The 21,910-nt window shown below is 63.7% G+C and carries 25 protein-coding genes; 17 read left to right on the forward strand and 8 right to left on the reverse strand.

Annotation, left to right across the window (positions count from 1 at the left end):
• Positions 1 to 317: 317 nt before the first annotated feature.
• Both SLQ31_RS29515 and SLQ31_RS18375 read right to left on the reverse strand, forming a co-directional pair.
• Positions 318 to 1,088, reverse strand: a complete 771-nt coding sequence (locus tag SLQ31_RS29515; RefSeq protein ID WP_413642431.1) for a S1 family peptidase — start codon at positions 1,086 to 1,088, stop codon at positions 318 to 320.
• Positions 1,089 to 1,362: 274 nt separating this feature from the next.
• Positions 1,363 to 2,541 carry an amidohydrolase family protein gene (locus SLQ31_RS18375; RefSeq protein WP_319435435.1) on the reverse strand — a complete coding sequence of 393 codons (1,179 nt, stop codon included), beginning with the start codon at positions 2,539 to 2,541 and terminating at the stop codon, positions 1,363 to 1,365.
• 180 nt (positions 2,542 to 2,721) lie between these two features.
• Between SLQ31_RS18375 and SLQ31_RS18380 the strand changes: the two genes are divergently transcribed.
• The 3 genes from SLQ31_RS18380 to SLQ31_RS18390 all read left to right on the forward strand — a co-directional run bounded on the left by SLQ31_RS18380 (position 2,722) and on the right by SLQ31_RS18390 (position 5,445).
• A complete protein-coding gene (locus SLQ31_RS18380; RefSeq protein ID WP_319435436.1) occupies positions 2,722 to 3,135 on the forward strand; it encodes a hypothetical protein in 414 nt (137 codons plus the stop codon).
• A 110-nt stretch (positions 3,136 to 3,245) separates the two neighbouring features.
• The gene (locus SLQ31_RS18385; protein ID WP_319435437.1) at positions 3,246 to 3,743 is read left to right on the forward strand and encodes a Dabb family protein; all 498 of its coding nucleotides are present in this window, start codon (positions 3,246 to 3,248) and stop codon (positions 3,741 to 3,743) included.
• Positions 3,744 to 4,335: 592 nt separating this feature from the next.
• Positions 4,336 to 5,445, forward strand: coding sequence for a hypothetical protein (locus tag SLQ31_RS18390; RefSeq protein WP_319435438.1), 1,110 nt, complete (start codon positions 4,336 to 4,338; stop codon positions 5,443 to 5,445).
• Positions 5,446 to 5,532: 87 nt separating this feature from the next.
• Here SLQ31_RS18390 and SLQ31_RS18395 read toward each other — a convergent pair whose 3' ends face one another.
• Positions 5,533 to 5,844: a hypothetical protein gene (locus SLQ31_RS18395; RefSeq protein WP_319435439.1), complete on the reverse strand. Its 312-nt coding sequence runs from the start codon at positions 5,842 to 5,844 to the stop codon at positions 5,533 to 5,535.
• Positions 5,845 to 6,123: 279 nt separating this feature from the next.
• On the opposite strand from SLQ31_RS18395, the gene SLQ31_RS18400 reads away from it, so the two are divergent.
• Both SLQ31_RS18400 and SLQ31_RS18405 read left to right on the forward strand, forming a co-directional pair.
• Positions 6,124 to 7,488 (forward strand): MFS transporter, encoded by a 1,365-nt coding sequence (locus SLQ31_RS18400; RefSeq protein ID WP_319435440.1) that lies wholly within the window; start codon positions 6,124 to 6,126, stop codon positions 7,486 to 7,488.
• Between the two features lie 65 nt (positions 7,489 to 7,553).
• Entirely contained in the window at positions 7,554 to 8,456 is a 903-nt protein-coding gene (locus tag SLQ31_RS18405) for an NAD(P)-dependent oxidoreductase (protein ID WP_319435441.1), read from the forward strand.
• Here SLQ31_RS18405 and SLQ31_RS18410 read toward each other — a convergent pair.
• Together SLQ31_RS18410 and SLQ31_RS18415 are read right to left on the reverse strand one after the other, a co-directional pair.
• Positions 8,446 to 8,655, reverse strand: coding sequence for a hypothetical protein (locus SLQ31_RS18410; protein WP_319435442.1), 210 nt, complete (start codon positions 8,653 to 8,655; stop codon positions 8,446 to 8,448). The two genes, SLQ31_RS18405 and SLQ31_RS18410, sit on opposite strands and share 11 nt — an antisense overlap.
• 47 nt (positions 8,656 to 8,702) lie before the next feature.
• Positions 8,703 to 9,701 (reverse strand): GlxA family transcriptional regulator, encoded by a 999-nt coding sequence (locus SLQ31_RS18415; protein ID WP_319435818.1) that lies wholly within the window; start codon positions 9,699 to 9,701, stop codon positions 8,703 to 8,705.
• A gap of 327 nt (positions 9,702 to 10,028) precedes the next feature.
• Here SLQ31_RS18415 and SLQ31_RS18420 point away from each other — a divergent pair, with 327 nt between their 5' ends.
• The 11 genes from SLQ31_RS18420 to SLQ31_RS18470 all read left to right on the forward strand — a co-directional run bounded on the left by SLQ31_RS18420 (position 10,029) and on the right by SLQ31_RS18470 (position 17,346).
• Positions 10,029 to 10,559, forward strand: coding sequence for a DUF1097 domain-containing protein (locus SLQ31_RS18420; protein ID WP_319435443.1), 531 nt, complete (start codon positions 10,029 to 10,031; stop codon positions 10,557 to 10,559).
• Positions 10,559 to 11,296 carry a nitrile hydratase subunit beta gene (nthB, locus tag SLQ31_RS18425; RefSeq protein WP_319435444.1) on the forward strand — a complete coding sequence of 246 codons (738 nt, stop codon included), beginning with the start codon at positions 10,559 to 10,561 and terminating at the stop codon, positions 11,294 to 11,296. The genes SLQ31_RS18420 and nthB overlap by 1 nt, the downstream gene beginning before the upstream one ends.
• Positions 11,293 to 11,913 (forward strand): nitrile hydratase subunit alpha, encoded by a 621-nt coding sequence (nthA, locus tag SLQ31_RS18430; protein WP_319435445.1) that lies wholly within the window; start codon positions 11,293 to 11,295, stop codon positions 11,911 to 11,913. The genes nthB and nthA overlap by 4 nt, the downstream gene beginning before the upstream one ends.
• Entirely contained in the window at positions 11,910 to 12,227 is a 318-nt protein-coding gene (locus tag SLQ31_RS18435) for a nitrile hydratase accessory protein (RefSeq protein WP_319435446.1), read from the forward strand. Before nthA ends, SLQ31_RS18435 begins: the two co-directional genes overlap by 4 nt.
• 19 nt (positions 12,228 to 12,246) lie before the next feature.
• On the forward strand, positions 12,247 to 12,471 hold the full coding sequence (locus SLQ31_RS18440) for a CbtB domain-containing protein (RefSeq protein ID WP_319435447.1): 225 nt from the start codon (positions 12,247 to 12,249) through the stop codon (positions 12,469 to 12,471).
• A complete protein-coding gene (locus SLQ31_RS18445; protein WP_319435448.1) occupies positions 12,462 to 13,274 on the forward strand; it encodes a CbtA family protein in 813 nt (270 codons plus the stop codon). The genes SLQ31_RS18440 and SLQ31_RS18445 overlap by 10 nt, the downstream gene beginning before the upstream one ends.
• A gap of 74 nt (positions 13,275 to 13,348) precedes the next feature.
• Positions 13,349 to 14,236, forward strand: a complete 888-nt coding sequence (locus SLQ31_RS18450; protein ID WP_319435449.1) for a cyclopropane mycolic acid synthase family methyltransferase — start codon at positions 13,349 to 13,351, stop codon at positions 14,234 to 14,236.
• 10 nt (positions 14,237 to 14,246) lie between these two features.
• The gene (locus SLQ31_RS18455; protein WP_319435450.1) at positions 14,247 to 14,888 is read left to right on the forward strand and encodes a VOC family protein; all 642 of its coding nucleotides are present in this window, start codon (positions 14,247 to 14,249) and stop codon (positions 14,886 to 14,888) included.
• A 299-nt stretch (positions 14,889 to 15,187) separates the two neighbouring features.
• On the forward strand, positions 15,188 to 15,340 hold the full coding sequence (locus tag SLQ31_RS18460) for a hypothetical protein (RefSeq protein WP_319435451.1): 153 nt from the start codon (positions 15,188 to 15,190) through the stop codon (positions 15,338 to 15,340).
• Positions 15,341 to 15,409: 69 nt separating this feature from the next.
• On the forward strand, positions 15,410 to 15,826 hold the full coding sequence (locus SLQ31_RS18465; protein ID WP_319435452.1) for a hypothetical protein: 417 nt from the start codon (positions 15,410 to 15,412) through the stop codon (positions 15,824 to 15,826).
• A gap of 20 nt (positions 15,827 to 15,846) precedes the next feature.
• On the forward strand, positions 15,847 to 17,346 hold the full coding sequence (locus tag SLQ31_RS18470) for a M28 family peptidase (protein WP_319435453.1): 1,500 nt from the start codon (positions 15,847 to 15,849) through the stop codon (positions 17,344 to 17,346).
• 4 nt (positions 17,347 to 17,350) lie between these two features.
• On the opposite strand, the gene SLQ31_RS18475 is transcribed toward SLQ31_RS18470, so the two are convergent.
• Together SLQ31_RS18475 and SLQ31_RS18480 are read right to left on the reverse strand one after the other, a co-directional pair.
• Positions 17,351 to 18,541 carry a hypothetical protein gene (locus SLQ31_RS18475; protein WP_319435454.1) on the reverse strand — a complete coding sequence of 397 codons (1,191 nt, stop codon included), beginning with the start codon at positions 18,539 to 18,541 and terminating at the stop codon, positions 17,351 to 17,353.
• A gap of 97 nt (positions 18,542 to 18,638) precedes the next feature.
• Positions 18,639 to 19,223, reverse strand: coding sequence for a TetR/AcrR family transcriptional regulator (locus SLQ31_RS18480; protein WP_319435455.1), 585 nt, complete (start codon positions 19,221 to 19,223; stop codon positions 18,639 to 18,641).
• Positions 19,224 to 19,467: 244 nt separating this feature from the next.
• On the opposite strand from SLQ31_RS18480, the gene SLQ31_RS18485 reads away from it, so the two are divergent.
• A complete protein-coding gene (locus tag SLQ31_RS18485; RefSeq protein ID WP_319435819.1) occupies positions 19,468 to 20,286 on the forward strand; it encodes a glycoside hydrolase family 16 protein in 819 nt (272 codons plus the stop codon).
• Between the two features lie 11 nt (positions 20,287 to 20,297).
• On the opposite strand, the gene SLQ31_RS18490 is transcribed toward SLQ31_RS18485, so the two are convergent.
• Positions 20,298 to 21,908 (reverse strand): class I SAM-dependent methyltransferase, encoded by a 1,611-nt coding sequence (locus SLQ31_RS18490; RefSeq protein ID WP_319435456.1) that lies wholly within the window; start codon positions 21,906 to 21,908, stop codon positions 20,298 to 20,300.
• Between the last annotated feature and the right edge of the window lie 2 nt (positions 21,909 to 21,910).

Raw genomic sequence — 21,910 nt, forward strand, 5'->3', positions numbered from 1 at the left:
GGAGAAACCTCCAGGTGAAGGCGCTGCGCAAGTCGCGGTCCTTCTGCGAATAGCCAATCATCTTCAAAAGATTCGCTCGTGATCGCTTGCGGCGCGGCATCGTTGGCCTTCGTTGTGCGGAAGAGGTCCGCGATGCTCCTGCGATTTGCGTCGTATAGGTGATGCGCCCAGGTGAGCAATACTCACTTCATGCGCGTAAGCCAGCTGCTCGCCACGTGTCCTACATGCCGATGTTGGACACGGACGGCGACTGGATCCCGGCTGAGCAGTACGCGGACGAGCTGCCCGAGGCACCTGTCTCGGCTAGCGTGGTGCCGTTATTCGGCTGATTCTCCATCTATCGACCGATTGATTACATCGACGACGTGGTGAATGTCGTAAACGATCGCCAATCCTGAGTTGGTCTCGAAGTAGCTGTCGATCGAAGACGGGGGAGCGACACCAACATGCGGAGGCGCGCCGCCCCCTTGAAGGGCTGGCGTGTCCGGCGCGTTTGCGGGGACGTAGGAACTAATGACGCCAAAGACCCGATATTCCTCAGACCCTTGATCGCGGATAATTGCAGGGCCTCCCGACATTCCATGGTTCGCTATCCCATCGAGTAGCCAAACTTTGATCCCGTTATCGTCCGCTTCCCCGGACACGATGGCCTGCCTGATGAGTGGGAGCCTGGGTGAAACTGGTTCCAACGTATAGATTGCCGGGTTTCCAAGATCGGGGAACCCCAAGAGGTGCACAGGTTGAAGAGCGCAAACGGCTTCCGCACCTGTCGCGTAAGGGATAAGTTGAGGCCCAGAATCGAAGTCGGTATTCCAGAGCCGGAATACTGCGACGTCGGCATGGCTTGTGTCCCTAAGCCTTTCGAGACCGACCCACGGGGGACCGCTCGATTGTTGCACTTCGAAAGTCCTGTCCTGACCCGCTCGGGAACGGACTACATGATTGGCGGTCACAAGCCACTGTTGGTCTCTGTGGCTCAGCACGAACGATGAACTGACACCTGACGTCTTTAGCGGCAACGTGCGGCGGAAGACGTGTTCGAGCGGTTGCGACAATTCCATCTCGTTCGACCTTCCTCCACCCGTCATCCGACACCATAGTTACTGCCGAGCAGACGCTGCAGTACCGGCGCGATACCGGTGACTAGGGGCGTCGCGGAGCCGAACCTGGTCGTGCTAGACATGGCGTCTGAAATGCAGCGAAGTGCACTCGTGGACACGGTGCACAGCCCGCGTGAGCTTGTCGGATAGCCCAACGCATGAATTTGATTTCCGCATAGCTTCGGTTCGAGTCCGACTGGAGACACCATCGTTGGTGCAGGTCAGCGAGCGGGTCGGGCCGAGCTGGTCGCCGTCGAGCGGCTCATACCGACATCAGCCGCGCCAGGTTGCCGCCCATGATGAGCCTTTGGGCTTCCAACGGCATGTTCTTGAGCTCGTCGACATAGCGAGCCGGCTCGGCCAGGCCTTCGGGATGGGGGAAGTCCGAACCGAACAGCACTCGCTCGACGCCGATGAGTTCGGCAAGCGCGGCCAAGTCCTCTTCCCAGAATGGACTGACATGGATGCTGCGCTTGATCGCGGCCACCGGATCGCTCGGAAAGCCTTCTGGCGCCTTCTTGTAGACGTCGGCAATGATGTCGAGCAGCGGCGCGAGCCACGTGGCGCCGTTCTCGATGACCGCGATCTTGAGCTCGGGGAACCGGAACAGTGCGCCGTGGCACACCCACGCCGCCACAGAGTCCTGGATGTCGCGCCATGAGGACACCATCGCGAACGTGTTGGTCTTGAAGGGCAGCTTTTCGCTGGTGCTGCCCTCCCAATCGGCGGTGTAGCGCGCGTACCCGCTGTCCGAGGAGTGCATCGTGACCAGCACGTCCAGCTCGACGACGCGCTTCCAGAACGGGTCGAACTCCGGCATGGCGAACGACCGTGAACCCTTGTATCCGGGTACCGGCGCGGGGCGGACCAGAATCGCCTTGGCGCCTCGCTCGACACACCACTCGAGTTCTTCGATCGCCTTGTCGAGGATCGGCAGGCTGATGACCGGGACGGTGAAGATCCGATCCTGGTAGTTGAAAGACCATGTCTCGTCCAGCCATTGGTTCAGCGAGTGGACGACGGCGTGGATCAGTTCGGGATCGTCACGCATGCGCTCTTCGACGAGGCTGGCCAAGGTCGGGAACATCAGGCTCTGGGCGATGCCCATCTCGTCCATTAACTCCAGGCGTGCGGCGGGCTCCCGGAATGCGGGGATCGACGGGATGGGCTTGCCGAAAATCTCGCGACGGCTCTTGCCCTCGGGGTTGCCGTCCTTGAAATAGCCTTCCAACGCTCCGGGGCGGGCGACCACGTCGAATGTCGGATTCGGGATGTACTCACTGATCTGGCCCCGGATCGCGATCTTCGTGCGGCCGTCGACCTCGACGTATTTGACTGCGCCACGGTACTTTTCGGGGAGGAACTTGGTCAGCGCCTCCTTGGTCTCGTAGAGGTGGTTGTCGGCGTCGAAGAGCGGATACGGCAGCTCACGCGATGTCATGGGTCGGACTCCTTTCGGTTGGCGTCGAGCCGCGCCTGGCGCCGTCTCCCGGATTCCGGGCGTCGAGTGGGAACGTACAACTACGCTTGATCAGTTCGCAAGTAGTTGATATTGCCGGAAAGCCGGAATCGGATACCCCAAGAAGAGGCCTACGTGTCGAGTCAGTTGCACCACGTTGTCATGCGGAGTCACTCGGCGGCGACGTTCATCCAGTTCCTCACCGATGTTGCGGGCATGGCAGTGCAGGCGCAATTCCGTGTGCCCGGAGAGGTCCTCGAGGCGACGCTCAAGTGGCCGCCGTCCGATGGCGCCGACGTCACCATTCTGGGCAGTGGCACAGCCGGGTTGATCGAGGTGCTCGACGTTCCGGAGCACCTTCGACACGTGGCGCCCGAAGGGCTTGCGGCGCTGTCATTCTTGACCGACGAATTCGCGGCGGTTCAGGAAAAGGCGGGCGAATTCGCCTCCGACATCACCGTTTTCGACGCGGGGGTGCCCGGGGTTGAGCTGTTCTTCTGCACAATGGGCGGCGTCCCCATCGAGTTCATGGGTGGTTATGCGGTGGAGGCGTTGGCCGAGTCCGCTGGTACGTGATCCTATTTCGCAGGTGGGCGGGCTGACCGATTAGCCCGACCCGCCCCGCCACCGCCGTCTACGCTTCGCGGATCGGTGCGCGAGGCCACCGTGACGCGAAGGTGGCAATCGTGACGATCGACCGGCCGAACGAGCGCACTCCCACACGCCGGGTCTCGCGTCGGATGGCGATCGCCACGCCGGTGGCGCTCACCGCTCTCGCTTCGCTGGGGACGCCACTGGCCAAAGGCGACGATCACCCCTCCTCGGAGATCAAGCACGTGGTGGCGTTCCGGTACCGGCCTGAGGTCACCGCCGAGCAGAGGACCGAGGTGCTCAACCGCTTCCTGGCACTCCAGGACCAGTGTCTGCGCGACGGCCAGCGCTACGTGGTCTCGATCGTCGGTGGTGACTGCACGCGGTCTCTTGAGGGGCTCACCGGGGGATTCGAGCAGGTCTTCATCGTGACCTTCTCAAGCCGCGCCGACTATGAGTACTACATCGGACGACCCTTCACCTACCCGTTCGATCCCGTGCACGATGCCTTCAAGGCGTACTCCACCCCGCTGCTTGCGGTCGACTCGGTTGGCCAGACGAACGGCGCGCTGGTCCTCGACTTCCCGACCTGAACGTCAAGCTGTCCGCGCGCCAGCACTGGTGCGCATAAATTTTTTGGCCGCTCAGCAAACTTGCTGATACGTGCATGTCGTCCGAGACGATGGCCGGGGTCGAGGGGGCTCAGAGGCTCGCCCCCGTTTCGGGCGCAACCCAGCGGCGGCCGCAGCGGCCGCCGCGCTGTCGACCAAGCGCGCAAACAGCCCGAAATTTACATAAGCGCAGTTATGGTACCGAAAAGTAACTTACGGCACAGTCCCAGCAAACTCGTTATCTTACTCACAGGTAAGATCACGAGTCGGAAACGGTAGCTGATCACCCCCCGGCGGTTCACCGGCCGGCAACGTCCAGAAGCTGCCAATAGCGACGTGAACAGTGCTTTCGACGCAGGCATCCGGATGTTAGCCCAGCTACCTGGGATGCTTGCGGGCCGCAAGAAAGTTTCCAAAATCGCTTCTTACTCACGAGTAAGGTGCGGTAGCTTTTGACATCCGGGGGGCAATTGTCAGCCAAAGGAGAGTCATGAACGTCGCTGTTCGTCCGTACGCCACCGCTGGTGTCGCGCTCTTGGGAGCGAGTGTTATTGCGATTTCGCCGCTAGCACCGATGCCCGACGTCCACGCGATGCAGCGCACGGTGTCGTCGGTTGGCGTCGAGCTCAGCGCCGCGGTAAACCCGATCGAAAATTGGATTCAAGTTTTTAAGACCTCTGCAGCAAATCTCGGCGCGATCGGCCAGCAGATCGCCGACAGTCCCGCCCCGATCCTCAGCCAGATCGTCGCCAACCAGATCGCCAGCCTGAAGGTCTTGCAGACGGCCCTTCACAACGACGCGGCGAACCTCAAGCTGATCTTCGACGGTGCCCCGGGTGCGTTTGATACCGCTCGCGGCCAGCTCCAGAGCGGCGACATCACGGGTGCGTTCGACACGATCAACAACAACATCGTGGTCCCGCTCGCGCTGAACCTCGTTACGGTCGTCTCCGATTCGACGGTCCCACTGGTCAATACGGTGAACAACTTCGCGAAGGCCTTCGCCACACTGCCCAACACGGTGTTCCAGGTAATTCTGCCGATGACGTTCCCGCTGCTGTCGACGATCAACGCCGGCGTTCAGGGATTGCAGGATGTGTACGACGGAGTCGTCGCCAACGACCCGGGTGCCGTCATCAACACTCTGGTAAATCTCCCGGCGAATCTGGTCAACGGCTTCCTCAACGGTTCGGGCATGGTCCTCGGAATCCTGCCTGCCCCGGGCCTGCTGACGCCCTACAGCCCCGACTTCGGTTTCCTGGCCAGCGGACCGATCGCCAGCCTGATCGCGCTGCGGGACGTCATCGCCCAAGCCATCGGGGCCACCCCGCCGCCCGCGGCGGCGGCCACCCGTGCCGCAGCCAAGACGGTCACCCTGTCGACCGCCCCGGCGGCTCTCAGCAAGGCGCCGGCTCGTAGTGCCACCAAGGCGGCGTCGGAGGGCGCGGCTGAGCCCACCGCAGCCGATCCTGAAGCGACCGAATCCGCCACCGGCAGTACCGGTTCCACGACGAGTAGCACCAAGGCCGCCCCGGTGACCGAATCGGCCACCGGCGGCTCCGATTCCTCGTCGAGCGACACCAAGGCGGGGTCGTCATCCAACGGCGGTCACGGTTCGAAGGCCAGCGCAGGCAAGAAGGGCTCGTCGGCCAAGTCCGGCAGGAGCGGTAAGGCCAGCAAGTAAGTGTGACCCCTTAGCGCCAGTCGGTCCCTGATGAGGGAGGGGCCGGCTGGCGCTTCGGCGTTGGTGTGAGGCGCTGGGGATCGGAAGTTATTGGGGGTAGCCCAGACTCCAGCCCCGGTAAAGCCAGCCGGACCCCACATTGGGGCTCGGCAGAATCTGGATGTTGTGCCCGTCGCCGTACCCTCGCTTGAGTCCTTGGACACCGCCGGAGACATATGTCCGGTCACCGCGGGCAATGTCAATGTGCGCGCCGTACGGGGTCGTGCTGAAGACAAGGGCGCCCCGCGGGGCATCCATGCCGGTGTGTATCTGCCCCTGTCGAAGGAGGGTTTGATACATGGTTTCGGCGGCGCCGTCCCAACCGAATTGAGCCTGCGGCACGCCGTACGCGTAGGCCACGAAAGCCTCGCATCCGTATGGGCCGAACTGGTCTGTTCCGAGCGCACTTTCGGCTTTGGCGATGGCGGCGTCCGCGCCCGGGACCGTCTCGGCGGAAGCACCAGGTGCGAATAGCGGTGCCGCAACAAGCAGAGCGGCAAAAAATAGCAGACAGATTCGGGCGTTCAACTCATGGCTCCGTTCGGATCATGCTCAGGTACCCATCGTGCGGTAGTTGAAACTGTTGGGCAACCGTGGCTCAAGCGGCTCACTACCCACCATCTGCGAGGATGTTCACCCGTGACCACACCCGCATCCGATCTGGTCGACGGCGTGCCCCGCAGCCGCATTGTCATCGCCTCGATGGTCGGCACCACCATCGAGTTCTACGACTTCTACGCCTACGCCACCGCGGCGGTCACGGTGTTTCCGCATCTGTTCTTCCCCAAGGGCGACCCGACCACCGCACTTCTGGCGTCGCTGGCCACGTTCGGGCTCGCCTTTGTCGCGCGCCCGCTCGGGTCGATCCTGTTCGGACACTTCGGTGATCGCATCGGTCGCAAGACCACGCTGGTGGCATCGCTTCTCGTCATGGGCATCGCCACGTTTTTTATCGGCCTACTTCCCACCTATCACCAAGTTGGTCTGCTGGCCCCCGCACTGCTCGCGGTGATGCGGTTCAGCCAGGGCCTCGCGTTGGGCGGGGAGTGGAGTGGCGCCGCACTCCTGGCGACCGAGACCGCGAAACCCGGGAAACGGGCCTGGGCGGCGATGTGGCCACAACTCGGTGCCCCCTTCGGTTTCCTGCTGGCCAACGGGGTGTTCCTCCTGTTGGTGCTGTGGCTCGGGCACAACAACGCCAGCCCTGACCTCGACGGTCCGTTCCTCACCTGGGGGTGGCGCATCCCGTTCCTCCTCAGCGCCGTGATGGTGGCCATCGGCCTCTACGTTCGGCTACGGCTCACCGAGACCCCGGTGTTCGCCCGCGCGGTCGAACGCGGTGAGCGGGTGCGTACACCAGTGGCCGAGGTGTTCCGGAACCACTGGCGACAGTTGATCATTGGCACCTTCGTCATGCTCGCCACCTACACGTTGTTCTATATCGTGACGACCTGGGCGCTGAGCTTCGGCACCGGCAAGAAGGCGTCCAACGGTGGCGGATTGGGCATTCCCTACCTGGAATTCCTCCAATTGCAATTGATCTCGGTGCTGTTCTTTGCCGCGATGCTTCCCGTCACCGGCTTCCTGGCCGACAAGTTCGGACGCCGCGTCACGCTGCTCGTGGTGACCGTCGGAATCATGCTGTACGGCGGCTCTTTTGGGCTGCTGCTGGATCCTCATGCGGCGACGACGACGTCGACGCTCGTCTTCCTCGTTATCGGCATGACGCTGATGGGGTTGACGTTCGGTCCGATGAGCGCCGTCCTGCCTGAGTTGTTCCCGACCAATGTGCGCTACACCGGGTCTGGGATCGCCTACAACGCTTCGAGCATCCTCGGCGCCGCGATCGCACCGTTCGTCGCGACCTGGCTGGCCACCTCCCACGGCGTGGCGTGGGTCGGCGTGTACCTGTTGGCGGCTGCGGCGTTGACCGGCATCGCGCTGCTGATCATGCGGGAGACGCGGGACACCTCGCTCGACGACGTTGGCCAGTTCATGCCGTAGCGGCAGCATCCCGCACTTCAGGACAAATCGCTGTCACGAACGCCTCGGCTGCCTACCATCAGCCGATGCGTGGATCCAAGATCTTGATCACCGGAGTCAGCGGCCAGGTTGCCGTCCCTATTGCCCTGGCCCTGGCGGCCGACAACGAGGTGTGGGGCATCGCCCGCTTCACCGACTCGGCGGCCCGGGAACGCCTCGAAAAAGCCGGCGTGCGATGCGAGGCCGTCAACATGGCTTCCGGAGACTTCACGGGGATCCCGTCGGACTTCGACTACGTCCTCAACTTGGGTGTCGCGAAAAGCGGTCGGTGGGACAAGGACATCGCGGCCAACGCCGAATCTGCCGGCCTTCTCATGGCGCACTGCCGAGACACGAAAGCATTCCTGCATTGTTCATCCGGAGCCGTCTACGACCCGCCAGGCGACGAACACCGCACCGAACGCAGCGTTCTCGGCGACAACCACAAGCCCATGCTTCCCACGTACTCGATCACCAAGATCGCCGGGGAAGTTGTCGTGGCCACGATGGCCCGCGCCCTCGGCGTGCCGGCCACCATTGCGCGCCTCAACGTCCCCTACGGGAACAACGGTGGCTGGCCACTCTTCCACATGGACATGATGTTGGGCGACATGCCCATCCCCGTTCCGCGTGGCGGGCCGGCCGTCTACAACCCCATCCACGAGGACGACATCATCGCGATGATCCCGAAACTGCTTGAGGTGGCGTCGGTTCCGGTGACGACGGTCAACTGGGGCGGCGACCAGTTCGTCAGCCTGCAGGAGTGGTGCACCTACCTCGGCTCGCTCGCAGGCAAGGAACCGGTGTTCGAGGAGACCGACCAGACGCTGCGGGGGAATCCGTTGGACGTCACCAAGATGCATGAGCTCATCGGAACCACGACCGTCGACTGGCGCGATGGAATGCGCCGAATGGCAGCCACATTCCACCCGGAGCTAGTCAGCCACTAGCCTCATGCGCGCCGGCGAGATCCGGCATCTCGTGCCGGCCACCCGTGGAACGGCGCCGAAGGAACCACACCAGCGCGCCGGCTGACAACACGGCCCCGACGATGATCGTCGGCCACATCAACACCTGAGCCAGCCACACCCGTCGCTGAATTTTCACGATCCGGTGCTCGGCGCGCCGAAGTCGGGGCAGGGTTTCCATTGCTGCCTAATGCCCGCGATCGGTCGCCGGAAAACCGCCGACGAAAACTAACGATGGATGCCGGTCGTCCGGAAGCGACTCCGGTACGCGCTGGGTGAGACGCCCAAAGCGCGTTGGAAGGTACGTCGCATGGTGTCCGCCGAGCCGAAACCGGCCCGCCGCGCGACGGCTTCCTGGCCGTGGTCTCCGGTCGCCAGCAGCACCTTGGCGGCTTCCAGCCGGGCTTGTTCGACGAACCGGGCCGGGGTCAATCCGACCTGGTCATGGAACATGCGCACCAGATGGCGCTCGCTGACCGCCGCGCGATCCGCCATCGCGGCGATGGAGTGATCGGCTCCCGGGTCGGTGACCACGGAGTCAAGGATCTCGCGCAGCCCACTCGATACCGGCAGCGCCGCCTCGGTCCAGACGCTGAACTGCGCTTGACCACCCGGGCGCTGCAGGAACACCACCATCCACCGCGCCACCCGCCGGGCCACATCGGGACCGTAGTCGCTTTCCACCATGGCCAGACCGAGGTCGATGCCCGCGCTGATTCCCGCCCCGGTGATGTACGGCCCGTCCTGGACGAACAGCGAATCCGGCACGACTTCAATCTCGGGGTAGGTGCGCGCCAGCTCTTGGCAGTGCGCCCAATGCGTCGTTGCGCGCCGGCCGTCCAGCAGGCCGAGTGAGGCCAACACGAACGCGCCCGTGCACACCGAGGCGACCCGCCGAGCCCGCGGCGCCAGTTCGCCGACCATCTGCAATGCCGCCGCGACGACGTCCGGTGTCTGCTCCTCGGGAATGTCGTGCTCGCCGGGGGTGAAGGAGAAGTCGGGTGGCACCCCGCCCGGGACGATGAGCGTGTCGATCCGGTCGGGCACTTCGGCCAGCGGCATATCGACGTTCAACGAGACGAATGACGTCGTGGCAACAGCGGCGCCGGTAGGCGAGGCCAGGATCACTCGGTATTGAGCACCGAAATCGTTTGCACGCGCGAATATTTCGAGTGGTGCGGCCACATCCTGCAGCGTCACCTTGTCGTACAACGCGAACACGACGATCTTCGGCGTCGTCGATCCCTGCGTTTCCGCGGGCCGGCGCCCAGCGGCCGGTGGCCGCTGCGATCGGTGTTCGTCTGACACTCGGTGCTGTCCTTTCGTGACCCCACCTGAGGTGAGGTCAACGTAGCGGCAGTCCAGTGCGACGGCAACGTGGGCGGCTCGGCCAGCTGGGGGAAGTCCGGAATTGCGCGTTTCGTGTCCGGACCTGACGGGCAGAGCAATCCGGGCGTAACACCCCTGAAATCCGCTGGCGCGAACCTGATTTCACCGTACTTCGCTCCGGCGCCGAAGCGAGTCATCAACCCCTGTTCCCCAGAAGGTGAGCGCATGGATTCTCGGACAGCCTTGACGCTGAGTATCGGCGTCCTCGGCGGGGTGGCGGTCGCGGTGACCGCCGAACTCATCACGGTGCCTATCTGGGTTGTGTTCCTGGCCTGGGCGTCGTTCTTCTTCGTCGGTGGCGGCGTCACCGGCTGGGTTCGATCGGTCTCGTCGAACATCGTCGGCGTGGTGATCGCATCGGCCAGCTTGTATGCCGCTCACCTGATGGGTGGCAGCCTGCTGGTCACCGCCATCGCGGTCGGCGTTGGCAGCGGGCTGATGGTGCAGGCATCGTGGGTGCCTCTGTTGGCGACCACTCCCGCCGTCGTCGTCGGCTTCGCCTCCACCGTGTCGACGGTGGCGGGTAAGGGCAACGACGTCACGGTCACCACCATTTCCCACCCCGGTCTCGTCGCCGCCGTGGCCTGCGTCCTCGGCGCATCGTTCGGATTGCTTTCCGAATATCTGGCCACCGTGATGACCAAGAACGCGGCCGTAGACACCGCAACCGCCCCCACGGAAGGAAGCCCTGCCTGATGAAACTGCAGCACTATCTCGGCGGTCTCGAAGGTCTCCCCGAACCGATGACGCTGGAAAAGCGTGTCTTCGTTGAGGATTGGGAGCAACGTATCTTCGGCATCCACGTGGCGATGATGGGGTTGTCCAACCATCTCGGCTCGGCGCTGCCGGAGTACCCCATCGATGAGGTGCCGACGGCTTTCAAAGACGAGTGGACGTGGGCCGACCTGCGTACCGGCGCCGAGGCGATGAATCCGTTCGACTACTTCAAGTTCCGCTACTACGAGAAGTGGTTGGGCGGCATCACCCAGTTCTTCATCGACAAGGGCTATGTCACCGAAGCCGAACTCGCCGAACGGATTGCCGATCTCGCCGCGGCCGCCGATGCCGAGGACGTGCCCGCGATCGACGATCAAGTGATCGCCTATCTCCGCCTCGGCGACAGCCCGCGCCGTGACGTCGCGCACCCGAAGTTCCCAGTCGGCTCTGCGGTGCGGATCACCAATGTCCCCGCCGACGCACACAGCCGGCTGCCGGGATACCTGCGTGAACGGGTCGGCACCGTGGAGCGCGTCTTCGAGGGTGACTATGGCTACTTCACCGACACCGGAGACGGGATCGGTGACCCGATGCCGATCTACATCGTCGAATTCGACCCGGTCGAAATCTGGGGTCCGCGCGCCGAGGACGGTCCGCTGAAGATCTACGCCGAGCTGTTCGAAGCCTATTTGGCACCGATCGAGGAGAAGATATGACCGGCCAGTTCGCTTACCCGCCCGACCGTGAGGAGATCAGCGCCAAACAGGTGGCAGCCCTCGAGTCGCTGCTCATCGAGAAGGGCGTCATCACACCGCAAACCGTCGACAAAGTGCTCGCGTACTTCGAGACGGAGATGACCCCACTTAACGGTAAGAAGATTGTCGTAAAGGCGTGGACCGATCCGGAATTCGCCGCGAAGATCGTCGTCGACACCCCCGCGGCCGTCGCCGAACTGAACCTGCCCGACGGTATGGCGGGTGCCGAGGGTGAGCACCTGCAGGCGGTCGCCAATACGCCAGGGGTGCACAACCTGGTGATCTGCACGCTGTGCTCGTGCTTCCCGTGGCCGGTGCTCGGGTTGCCGCCGTACTGGTACAAGGATCCGACGTTCCGGTCGCGAGCCGCCCGCGAACCGCGCAAAGTGCTCGCCGAGGTCGGAGTCGATCTGCCGGCCGACACCGAGATCAAGGTGTGGGACTCCAGCGGTCACTCGCGATGGTTCGTCATCCCCGAAAGGCCATCCGGTACCGAGGATTTCACCGACGAGATGCTGATGGATCTGGTGACCACTGAGGCCATGATCGGCGTGGCGTTGGCAGGCCCCGCGTCATGAAGCTGCACGAGACCTGCACCACCGATCAGGCCGCCCCGCAGTTCGACCACGAGTGGCAGCGCCGGGCCTTCGGGCTGGCGCTCGCGCTGTCGGAGTTCCGGCACTACCCGTGGAGTGAGTTTCAGGAGACCTTGATCGCGACGATCGGGGAGTGGGAGGCCACGCCCGAATCTGAACGGGGGGAATGGGAGTACTACGACCACTGGGTCGTGACGTTGGACAAACTCGTCGACCGTCACGAGCTGTTGACCGCGCCGCTGCTCACCGATGCCCACGATCACGCCATCGCGCATGACCACGATCACGACCACTAGAACTGTGAGGACTTCGGAGATGAACGACGCCAACCCCGCCCTCGGCGTGCCGCGCGCCGACCTGCGCGCGGCTGCCACGAGTCTGGCCACACCAGTCCGGTTGGCCGTCCTGACACTGCTTGCGCTGATCGTCTACTACTTCGTCGGCTACGACCAAGGCGCGGTGTCCGTGTTCGGTTCGGACACTCACGTCCACGAGTTCGTCCACGACGCACGACATCTGCTGGGGTTCCCATGCCACTGACCGCCGAATTACCTTCCACGGTGCGGTATCTCATCCCCGGTGTGGTCGGCGGCATCGTCAGCTTCGCGTTCAGCCGGGTGATGATCGAGCCGTTGATCGGTGCCGCGGTGGATTACGAAGGGGAACGCGAACACGCCGAGGCTCAGCTCTCCGGCGGCGATCACGAGCATGGACACGAGCTGTTCACCCGGTCGGTCCAGGAGAACTTCGGTGCCGCGGTCGGCGTCATCGCCTTCACCGTCGCGATGGGTGTGCTGTTCGCGGTGGCCTACACAGTGATTCGCACGGTGCTCGAGCGACGCGGCGCCACGTCCAATCCGACCGGCCTGGCGCTGTTGCTCTCGGCGGGAATGTTCGCGGCGATCACGTTGGTGCCGGGCCTGAAATATCCGGCGAATCCGCCGACCGTCGGGCTGGAAGAGACCATCGGGGCGCGAAGTTCGGCGTTCCTGACGATCACTGTGATCTCAGTGGTGGGTGCGTGCGTTGCCGTGGCTGCCGGGTTGGCGTGGTCGCGTCGGTGGGGGAGTTGGCCGGCCACCGCATTGGCGGTCGGCGGCTACGTCGCCGTCATGCTGGTCGCTTTCGTGTTGTTACCCAGCTTCCACGAGGTTCCTGGACCGATTGCCGGGCCCGACGGCCTGCTGCTCGACGGCTTTCCCGCCGAGGTGCTCGGCGAATTTCGGATGTATTCGATGCTGAACCAGGCGTTGATGTGGGTCACGATCGGTGCCACCTGGGCGTGCTTGTCGGCACTGTCGCCGTCGATGCGACGGGGCTCAGCCTTGGTGTCGGCGCGGTAGCCGAAAGGGCTGATCGACACACACCTACCGGCGTAGGGTGCGGACCAACGACCCCCTACTCGGCGGGAGGCGCCATGCCGGAAAAAAGACCCACCTCAAAGATGCGGCCGCACTTTGAAGACATCCAGGCTCACTACGACTTGTCCGACGACTTCTTCGGCCTGTTCCAGGATCCGAGCCGGACGTACAGCTGCGCCTACTTCGAACCCGCGGACCTCTCGCTGGAGGAAGCGCAGATCGCCAAGATCGATCTGAACCTGGACAAGCTCGACCTGAAGCCAGGCATGACGCTGCTCGATATCGGCTGCGGGTGGGGTGCCACCATGAAACGCGCGATGGAGAAGTACGACGTCAACGTCATCGGTCTCACGCTGTCGAAAAACCAGTACGCGCACACCACGAAGCTGCTCGACCAGGTCGATTCCGAGCGCACCCACGACGTCCAGCTGCACGGCTGGGAGGAGTTCAGTGACCCCGTCGACCGCATCGTATCGATCGAGGCTTTCGAACACTTCGGCTTCGAGCGCTACGACGACTTCTTCAAGAATTGCTTCAACATCATGCCCGACGACGGCCGGATGACGATCCAGAGCACCACCAGCTATCACCCCTACGACATGGCCGAACGCGGCAAGAAAATCACGTTCGAAGCCCTGCGGTTCGTCAAGTTCATCATCACCGAGATCTTCCCGGGCGGCCGGATCCCGACGGCCACCATGATGCAGGAACGCGGCGAGGCGGCCGGCTTCACCGTGCCCGAGGTCCTGTCCCTGCGGCCGCACTACATCAAGACACTGGGCATCTGGGGCGACGCTCTGGAAGCTAACCGGGACAAGGCGATTGAGATTCAGTCAGAAGTGGTCTACGACCGCTACATGAGGTATCTGCGGGGCTGCCGGGGGATGTTCGCCGACGAGTACGCCGACGTCAACCTCGTCAGCTATCACAAGGCGGCGGGGTAGACGCAAAGAGATGGCCAACATCGATCTGAAGCTCGAGATCGTCGTCATTCCCGTCTCGGATGTAAACCGTGCCAAGGACTTCTACGCGGAACTTGGGTGGCGTCTCGATGCTGATTTCGACAGTGGCAACGATTTTCGCGTCATTCAGTTCACGCCACCTGGCTCCGGGTGTTCGATCATCTTCGGCGAGAACGTCACCCCCGCACCCCCGGGCTCGGCCCAGGGCCTCTACCTGATCGTCTCCGACATTCAGGCCGCCCGTGCCGAGCTGCTCGACAAGGGCGTTGCGATCAGCGAGGTGTTCCACGACTCGGCGGGGGAGTACGCCGGCCCGGATGAGCCTTACCTGTTCGGGCGCCTCCGCGTCAGTGGTCCGGCGCCCGAACCTGCGAGTTACCACTCCTTCGCATCGTTTCGTGATCCTGACGGCAACGGCTGGCTGCTGCAGGAGGTGACGACGCGTGCGCCCGGGCGCATTGAGACCGAGACGACGTTCGCGTCCGCCGCCGACCTTGCGGCCGCCCTTCGTCGCGCCGGCGCCGCGCATGGAAAGCATGAGGAGCGAACGGATGGGCAGTACGACGAGAACTGGTCGGAGTGGTATGCCGAGTACATCGTGCGCGAGCAGTCGGGTGAAGAACTGCCGCAGTGAATCTCGTCGTGACGGGTTTTGCACAGCCGTCGTAGCGATCGGGATCATCGTGGTCGGTGGCTGGGTGGGGATTCCTCCAGCTGGCGCCGACGAGGGGCCCTGTGCGCCGGGTTATCCGTGTAACTTCATGTCCCCGTCCGGCAACATCGCCTGCCAGCTCACCGAAGCGGCCCACCCGGGCACGCAAGGCTCCGGCGCGCTGGCGTACTGCGAAGCCAAATCGCCAAAACTATCGGTGGTGATGGACAAAGATGGGTCCGTCACCTCCGACGCCTGTGTCCAGGACAGTTGCACCCTCAATGCGGGACAGGGATTTCCCGGCGCTGGCCTACGGCCAGACGGCCGGGCATAGCGTGTTCACCTGCGTGTCGGAGACCGTCGGCGTCACCTGCACAACGCCATCGGGCGGCGGCTTCACCCTCTCACGGTCGGGCGTCACGCTAGTCGGATGACTTCAGGACCACCATCCGGGATTCGGCGTAACCGCCGTCATGGAGTCGTAATCGACTTACGCTCAGCGAATGCGGATGCTGCTATCGATCGCAACAGGGCTGATCGTCACTGCCGGCTGCCTCGTCGGGATGCCGCAGGCGTCCGCGAATGATCTGGCCTGCTTCTCGGGAACGACGTGTTATTTCGTATCACCGTCGCGGAATCTCAGCTGCGAGATGCGCACCGATGGCGGGCCCGCGTCGGCCTATTGCCAGAGCAATTCGGCCGTCCAATCGGTGACGATGGACGCGAACGGAAACATCACTCCCTGCAACGGCAATCAATGTATGGGCGATCCGGCAATGGATACGCCCACGCTTGCCTACGGTCAAACCGCTCGCCTCGGCCCCTTCACGTGCCTGTCGGAGACTGACGGTACGACTTGCACCGTGGCCTCCGGCCGAGGCTTCTTCATCAACCGGGATGGCGTCGTCCCGGCCACCTGATGCCGAAATGACGTCCGAGAATGGTTAGTCGCGCACGACAGAAGATCGTGGTGGGTGTGGCTATCGCGGCGTTGGTGGCTGCCGGGGGCTGCGGACGTGAGCAGGGCAGAGTCGCGTCGACGAATAACGCCGCCTCATACGCCAAAGATCTCCAGTCGAAGGTCACCCTCGATGCCACGATGGCGCATCTTCAGAAACTCCAGGCGATAGCGGATGCCAACGGTGGCACCCGCGTCGCCGGTTCCCGCGGCTATGACGACAGTGTCGAATATGTGGCTAAAACGCTGCGCGACAAGGGGTTCGATGTCACGACACCCGAGTTCGCCATGGGAATGTTCACTGTCGACAAGGAATCACTGAGCGTCAACGGCCAACCGGTCGAAGCCCACGCCATCGGCTTCAGCGGCGCCAGCCCCGCAGCGGGTGCGACTGGCCGATTTGTGGTGGCCTCGGGCGACGCGCACCTGGGATGTACCGCCAGGGACTACGAGGGTCCGGATGTCGCCGGTGCCGTGGTACTGGTGGACCGCGGTGAGTGTCTTCTGGCCCAGAAGTCCACATTGGCAACCGAACACGGGGCCATCGCACTCGTCGTCGCCAACAACGTCGACGAGAAAGAGCTCGGCGCGACCATGGAGGAGAGCGACCAGATCAAGATTCCGGTGCTGAGCGTGACCAAGGCTGACGGCGCACGACTCCGCTCGGAAACCGGGATGGCGACCGTCACCACCGATGCCAGAGTCGAGCAGGTGAAGACGCGTAACGTGATCGCCCAGACCAAGACCGGAGCCACGAACAACGTCGTGATGGTCGGCGCACACCTCGACAGCGTCAAAGAAGGACCGGGTATCAACGACAACGGGACAGGCGTGGCGACTGTGCTGGAGACGGCACTGCAGATGGGCCCGTCACCAAAGGTCGCGAACGCGGTGCGGTTCGGCTTCTGGGGAGGTGAGGAGGAGGGGCTGTTCGGATCGAACGACTACGTCAGATCGCTGGACGTCGAAGCGCTGAAAGATATTGCCCTGTACCTGAACTTCGACATGATGGCCTCGCCCAACACGTGCTACTTCACCTCCGACGCCGACCAGTCGCTGCCACCGGCCCCCAAAGCCGATGCCGACCAACTGATTCCCGAAGGCTCACCCGGCATCGAGCGCACCCTGGTCGACACCCTCAAGGCCGCGGGCAAGACGCCGGAAGACCTGCCGTTCGACGGCCGCAGCGATTACGACGGCTTCACCCGCGTGGGCATCCCGTCCGGCAACTTCGACACCGGCGCCGACAACATCAAGACGGCGGAGCAGGTGAAGCCGTGGGGTGGTACCGCCGATCAGGCGTGTGATCCCAACTACCACACCGCCAATGACACGATCAACAACGTCAACCGGGATGCGCTGGCGCTCAACGGCGGCGTCATCGGGTACATGGTGGGTCTGTACGCCCAGGATCAGGGCGGGCACAACGGCATCCCGGGACGCGACGACCGCACCCGCCACCCGTTGCCCGACGAGGAGTAGCCGACTACCCCTGCCCCGGGTACAGCAGCGCTTGGCCGACACTGCCGCCGTTGACCGTCCCGCCGAGCAACACCGTCGAGGTGTTCGCCGTGGGGTCGTAGTCGATCAGAGCTGAACCGGGGTTGCAGGAGGGGTGCGCCCTCACGATGAGGTCGTCGTCGCTGACACCGATGACGTCGAGCTCGCGCTTAGGATCGACGCCCGGCACCGACACGCGAGACGTCGTGCCGTCGGAGTTGAGCTTCTCCAGGATGAGTTCGCCGCACTGGAAGGCAGTCTGCACGAATGTGCCCGCCTTCACGTGCCACGCGTTGAAATCAGCCTCTTGCATATTGGGCGCTGTGAGGACAGTCGGTGTTCCGCCGGCGAAGGGCACCAACCACAGCTGAGGCTGATCGGTGGGGCTTGGGCCACAGCTCATCAGAATGGTGCCCGGTTCGCCGTCCCACCACCTGACAGGGCCACACGTATCCGTGCCGGGCGGCTTCGAGATGCTGCGGACGATTGTCCCGTCGTTGGCCATGACAGTCAGGCCGGCGTCCGATCCGAGGATCAGCTGGGTCCCGTCGGGGGTAGACAGGTAGGCCCCGCTGAAGCGGCTGCCAAGCTTGTCCGTCGGGTAGAGCAACTCACGTTTGCCGGTGAGATCGATCCGTTCCAGCGTCGGAGGCTGCTTGTCGTTATCCAGGACACGCAGCAGCGCCTTGCCGGAGGGCAGGGTGAAGGTGGGGTTCAACCGGGCGGTGCCCGAGGTCGGAACCTTGGTCTGTTCGCCGGAATGCAGGTCAACGACGGTCGTTTCGCCGCTCCAGGCGTAGAGCAGGGCCCGGCCGCCGTCGCCAGACCAGTCGACCAACGAGGCGCCGGCGTAGCCCTGGCTGTCCGTTGGGATCGTAGTGATCGGGTATCGGTCGCCCGACGGATCGACGAGGTACAGGGTGTAGGCGGCCGATGTGTCGGTGGGCGGCGGGTCGCCGGGCGAGTAGGGGTGCAGCGTCCAGGTGGCCAACATCCACCCGGGGCCGACGTGGTCCCAGGGGACGGCCTCGTCCCCGTGCGCTGCCTTCGGAGCGGCGCCGGTCGCCGGGCCGGGCGCCGTGGTCGCCCCGTTCTTGCCCGCTGGTGCGGTCGTCGAGCAGCCGGCCATCAGCACTACTGCCAGTGCGGCTACTGCTGTGGTTCTCCATGTGGGCATGGCGTCACCTCTTGGAACCGATCCCACCACGGCGCGCTGCCGAAAAACGGGGTATTGCTGAATTTCGTCGGATAGTCGTGCACCACAGGATGATTCGTCACGGATCAACTCGACGGACTAGGTGGTAGGTCCGGTCTAGCCGGCTCGTCGTGAGGTCCGTCGCGTAGGGGTCGGGTTCATCCTGGTCGTGGACGGCTGCGGCGTGGGTGCTTGCCATGATTGCCGACCACACCGTCACAGCTTTTATGATCTGGGGATCGTCGTGGCCGACACCGCGGTGATCAGCTAAGCCTTGAGCGAGTACTCGTTTGCGATGAACCGAGACGGCTTGCGCTACAGTTGAATTAGTCGCGATGACCCTGCCCATGCGGTGCATTCGCAGTAGCGGCACTGGTCCTTCACCCGCGATGATCCGGCCTACCACGTTTTGGTGAGCGACCCGCAGGCCCTCGACGAGGTCTTCTTCCGGTGGGGTCTTGGCAAGTTCTTTGAAGACGGCGGCGAACATGGTGTCGACAACGGCGAAGATGAATTCATCTTTATCCGGGAACGCGGCGGCGAGTACACCGGCCTGAAGGCCGTGTACGGACGCGATCTCGGCGAGCGTTGTCGAGCTGTATCCCCGGCTGACGAAGAGTTCGAGCGCGGTGTCGACGACCGCGTCGCGGTCTAGTTCGCCCATTGCCTCGTGACCCCCGTCATCGTTGAAGTGTACACGCGTTGTCGCAGGTCACGGCTATTTTTAGGCATTTTGGGAAGTCGTCGTCAATTGCTGGCTCGTCGGCGCCAACCGACTGTGCTGCAACATGTTTCCCGCAGCGGGTTTGGCCGTTGACGACCAGGCGTTGGCGACGCCACGATGCCGCGATTCGGCACTTAGGCGCCCGGCAGGCGGTCAATGCCTTTATGGTTTACCCGTGCCCGAATTGGATCGTCGCAGCATGATGTTGATGTCGGGGCTGGGCCTGTTGGCCGGCGCAATCCCGCTCCCGCGCGCCGAGGCGATTCCGTCGCCGCGCCCGGCCGCACCGCCGGCCTACATTTTCCAGGACGACTTCGACGGGCCGGCAGGGTCGGCCCCCAATCCGGCGAATTGGACGGTGCAGAACTGGCAGGACGACGTCTGGCCGCCGGTCGCGAGTCAATACCGCGACGATCGGCGAAACGTCTTCGTCGATGGAAACTCGAATCTCGTGCTCCTCGCCACCCGTGAGGACGATCAGTACTTCAGCGGCAAGGTGCGGGGGAACTGGCGGGTCCCGATGGGCCTCACCTGGGAGGCGCGGGCCAAGCTCGACTGCCTGACCTCGGGGGCCTGGCCCGCGTATTGGGCAGTCAACGAAGATCCGCTGCCCGACGGCGAGGTCGACATCTTCGAGTTCTACGGCAACCGCAGTTGGGCACCGGGAACCACGGTCCACGCGGCATCGAACGGGAAGACATGGGAAAGCAAGTCCATTGCCGGATTGATCGACGGCGGCTGGCACACCTGGCGGATGCGCTGGGACCAGGACGGATTCAAATTCTGGCGCGACTACGTGGACGGCGCGAAGCCGTACTTCACCGTGCCGCCCAAGCCCATCCCGGTCCATGGCAACCCCACCGATCTGCGCTGGCCGTTCAACAATCCCGGCTATTGGATGTCCCCGATGTTCACCCTCGCGGTCGGCGGACCCGGTGGCGGCGATCCGTCCCTGGGTACCTATCCGGCAGCGATGCTCGTCGACTGGATCCGCATCTGGTAGCGGTCCGGAAGCTACTCGGCGGCGTCCAATTTCATCTCTTCCAGGCGTTCCGGTAAGACATCGACGTACTGCGTGAAGACGTCACGTAACGACGCCTCGTCGGTGAGCAGCTGCCCGTCGTCGAGTTCGACGTTGAGCTGGCCCTCTCGCGCCAACCGCAGCAGCTCGTCGACGAGTACTGCCGAATCTCGCGTGCCGTCAAGCAGTGTCAGCCCGTGAGCGTCGAGCGGTCCCAGCGCCACCGTCTCGTGCCACAGGTTGAACGTGTACACATCGCCACCCTCGCGCAACGCGAATTCCGCTACCCGTCGCAATGTTTCATTCACTCGCAGCGGCACGCTGACCGGATCCGGCGACACCGCATCGAGTCGATAGCGCGCTTGGCCGTTGACGATCAGGAACTCCAACAGTTGGTCGATCCGTTCACCGACTGGCTCGGGAGACGAGCCCAGCTCCGCGCTCACCAAGTCCACCAATTGCGCCCGTGACAACGTCCACGGGGACTGCCACGTCAGGGTATCGCAGGCAATCTTCATCGCAGGATCGTCGATCGACACCGTTGCACCACTGGATAACTGATAGTTCTGGGCCGACCGATCCGGCCGGGTCGGGCCGTCGACCACCGGCATCTCAGTGGCGAAATGCATACCCTCGAAGTTGCGGCTGTCGAGCGAGTGACCGATCTCGGGAGCGCGATCGGCATGCACGAACAGCGTTTGGCGGAACGCACGATCGACCGCGAAGTCCAGATACTGCTCGATCAACGGCTGTGAACCCCCGCAATGCTGCGCAACGTGTTCGGCCACTGTGGCGCCGTAGTTGGCCGGGAACATCAGCTCAGGCTGTGCTTCGGCCAGGAACGCCAGCCCGTGCGCGCCGGCTCGCTGCAGCATGTCGGTGAAATAGCACGGCCGGTTGATGCTGGCGAGCTCGTCGTGCACGAGGTACGAGTCCTCGAAACCGTTGTCCCGCTCGCGGAATTCGGCAACGGCCCGGGCCAGCGGGGTGGACGGCGGTGTCACCTCTTCGAGGAAATCGACCATGCCACGGGCATCGATCACCTTCTGCTCGGGAGACCCGCTATCGCGGCTGGCGAACAGCATTGCGTCGCGCACCATCTCCTTGGACTTCCAGCCCGGATAGACGTTGTAGCTGATGTAGGCCACGCCGTTGGGTGCCAGCGACCTACTCGTCAATGACAGCATCGCGTCCTGGACGTTCTCGGGCACCCAGCTGTACACACCGTGGGCGACGATGTAGTCGAACTGGCCCAAGGCGGCGACGTCGACGGTTGCGATGTCGGCCTCGACCAACTCCACATTCTGAATCCCGACGGCATGCACAAGCCGGCGCCCCTGGTCGATCGCAACCTCGGACAGATCGATGCCCACCACCTGCGCTTCGGGATGGGTCGCGGCAAACGGAATGAGATTTCCTGCGGCGCCACAACCGATTTCGAGCACTCGCGCCCGGACCAGCGGTGGCGTCTGCAGCCCGAACAACTGCGCGATCGCGGCGAGTCGACCCGGCGCCGACTGGGGGATCGAATCCGCGGAGTACGGCGTCGCGTCGTAGGCCCCGCGGATCTGATCGACGGCCTGATCTCCGGGTTCGGTCGGCATCG

This window comes from Mycobacterium sp. RTGN5 (assembly GCF_033804465.1).
In the GTDB taxonomy this organism is placed as follows: Bacteria; Actinomycetota; Actinomycetes; order Mycobacteriales; family Mycobacteriaceae; genus Mycobacterium.

What these genes read in the sequence shown, in the direction of transcription:
- SLQ31_RS18405 (WP_319435441.1), top strand. Translation starts at nt 7,554, where the DNA reads ATGCGTGGATCCAAGATCTTGATCACCGGAGTCAGCGGCCAGGTTGCC.
- SLQ31_RS18450 (WP_319435449.1), top strand. Translation starts at nt 13,349, where the DNA reads ATGCCGGAAAAAAGACCCACCTCAAAGATGCGGCCGCACTTTGAAGAC.
- SLQ31_RS18460 (WP_319435451.1), top strand. Translation starts at nt 15,188, where the DNA reads ATGCGGGACAGGGATTTCCCGGCGCTGGCCTACGGCCAGACGGCCGGG.
- SLQ31_RS18410 (WP_319435442.1), bottom strand. Translation starts at nt 8,655, where the DNA reads ATGGAAACCCTGCCCCGACTTCGGCGCGCCGAGCACCGGATCGTGAAA.
- SLQ31_RS18375 (WP_319435435.1), bottom strand. Translation starts at nt 2,541, where the DNA reads ATGACATCGCGTGAGCTGCCGTATCCGCTCTTCGACGCCGACAACCAC.
- SLQ31_RS18480 (WP_319435455.1), bottom strand. Translation starts at nt 19,223, where the DNA reads ATGGGCGAACTAGACCGCGACGCGGTCGTCGACACCGCGCTCGAACTC.
- SLQ31_RS18440 (WP_319435447.1), top strand. Translation starts at nt 12,247, where the DNA reads ATGAACGACGCCAACCCCGCCCTCGGCGTGCCGCGCGCCGACCTGCGC.
- SLQ31_RS18390 (WP_319435438.1), top strand. Translation starts at nt 4,336, where the DNA reads ATGCCCGACGTCCACGCGATGCAGCGCACGGTGTCGTCGGTTGGCGTC.
- SLQ31_RS18455 (WP_319435450.1), top strand. Translation starts at nt 14,247, where the DNA reads ATGGCCAACATCGATCTGAAGCTCGAGATCGTCGTCATTCCCGTCTCG.
- nthB (WP_319435444.1), top strand. Translation starts at nt 10,559, where the DNA reads ATGAAACTGCAGCACTATCTCGGCGGTCTCGAAGGTCTCCCCGAACCG.
- SLQ31_RS18490 (WP_319435456.1), bottom strand. Translation starts at nt 21,908, where the DNA reads ATGCCGACCGAACCCGGAGATCAGGCCGTCGATCAGATCCGCGGGGCC.
- nthA (WP_319435445.1), top strand. Translation starts at nt 11,293, where the DNA reads ATGACCGGCCAGTTCGCTTACCCGCCCGACCGTGAGGAGATCAGCGCC.
- SLQ31_RS18465 (WP_319435452.1), top strand. Translation starts at nt 15,410, where the DNA reads ATGCGGATGCTGCTATCGATCGCAACAGGGCTGATCGTCACTGCCGGC.
- SLQ31_RS18380 (WP_319435436.1), top strand. Translation starts at nt 2,722, where the DNA reads ATGCGGAGTCACTCGGCGGCGACGTTCATCCAGTTCCTCACCGATGTT.
- SLQ31_RS29515 (WP_413642431.1), bottom strand. Translation starts at nt 1,088, where the DNA reads ATGACGGGTGGAGGAAGGTCGAACGAGATGGAATTGTCGCAACCGCTC.
- SLQ31_RS18445 (WP_319435448.1), top strand. Translation starts at nt 12,462, where the DNA reads ATGCCACTGACCGCCGAATTACCTTCCACGGTGCGGTATCTCATCCCC.
- SLQ31_RS18475 (WP_319435454.1), bottom strand. Translation starts at nt 18,541, where the DNA reads ATGCCCACATGGAGAACCACAGCAGTAGCCGCACTGGCAGTAGTGCTG.
- SLQ31_RS18420 (WP_319435443.1), top strand. Translation starts at nt 10,029, where the DNA reads ATGGATTCTCGGACAGCCTTGACGCTGAGTATCGGCGTCCTCGGCGGG.
- SLQ31_RS18470 (WP_319435453.1), top strand. Translation starts at nt 15,847, where the DNA reads ATGGTTAGTCGCGCACGACAGAAGATCGTGGTGGGTGTGGCTATCGCG.
- SLQ31_RS18435 (WP_319435446.1), top strand. Translation starts at nt 11,910, where the DNA reads ATGAAGCTGCACGAGACCTGCACCACCGATCAGGCCGCCCCGCAGTTC.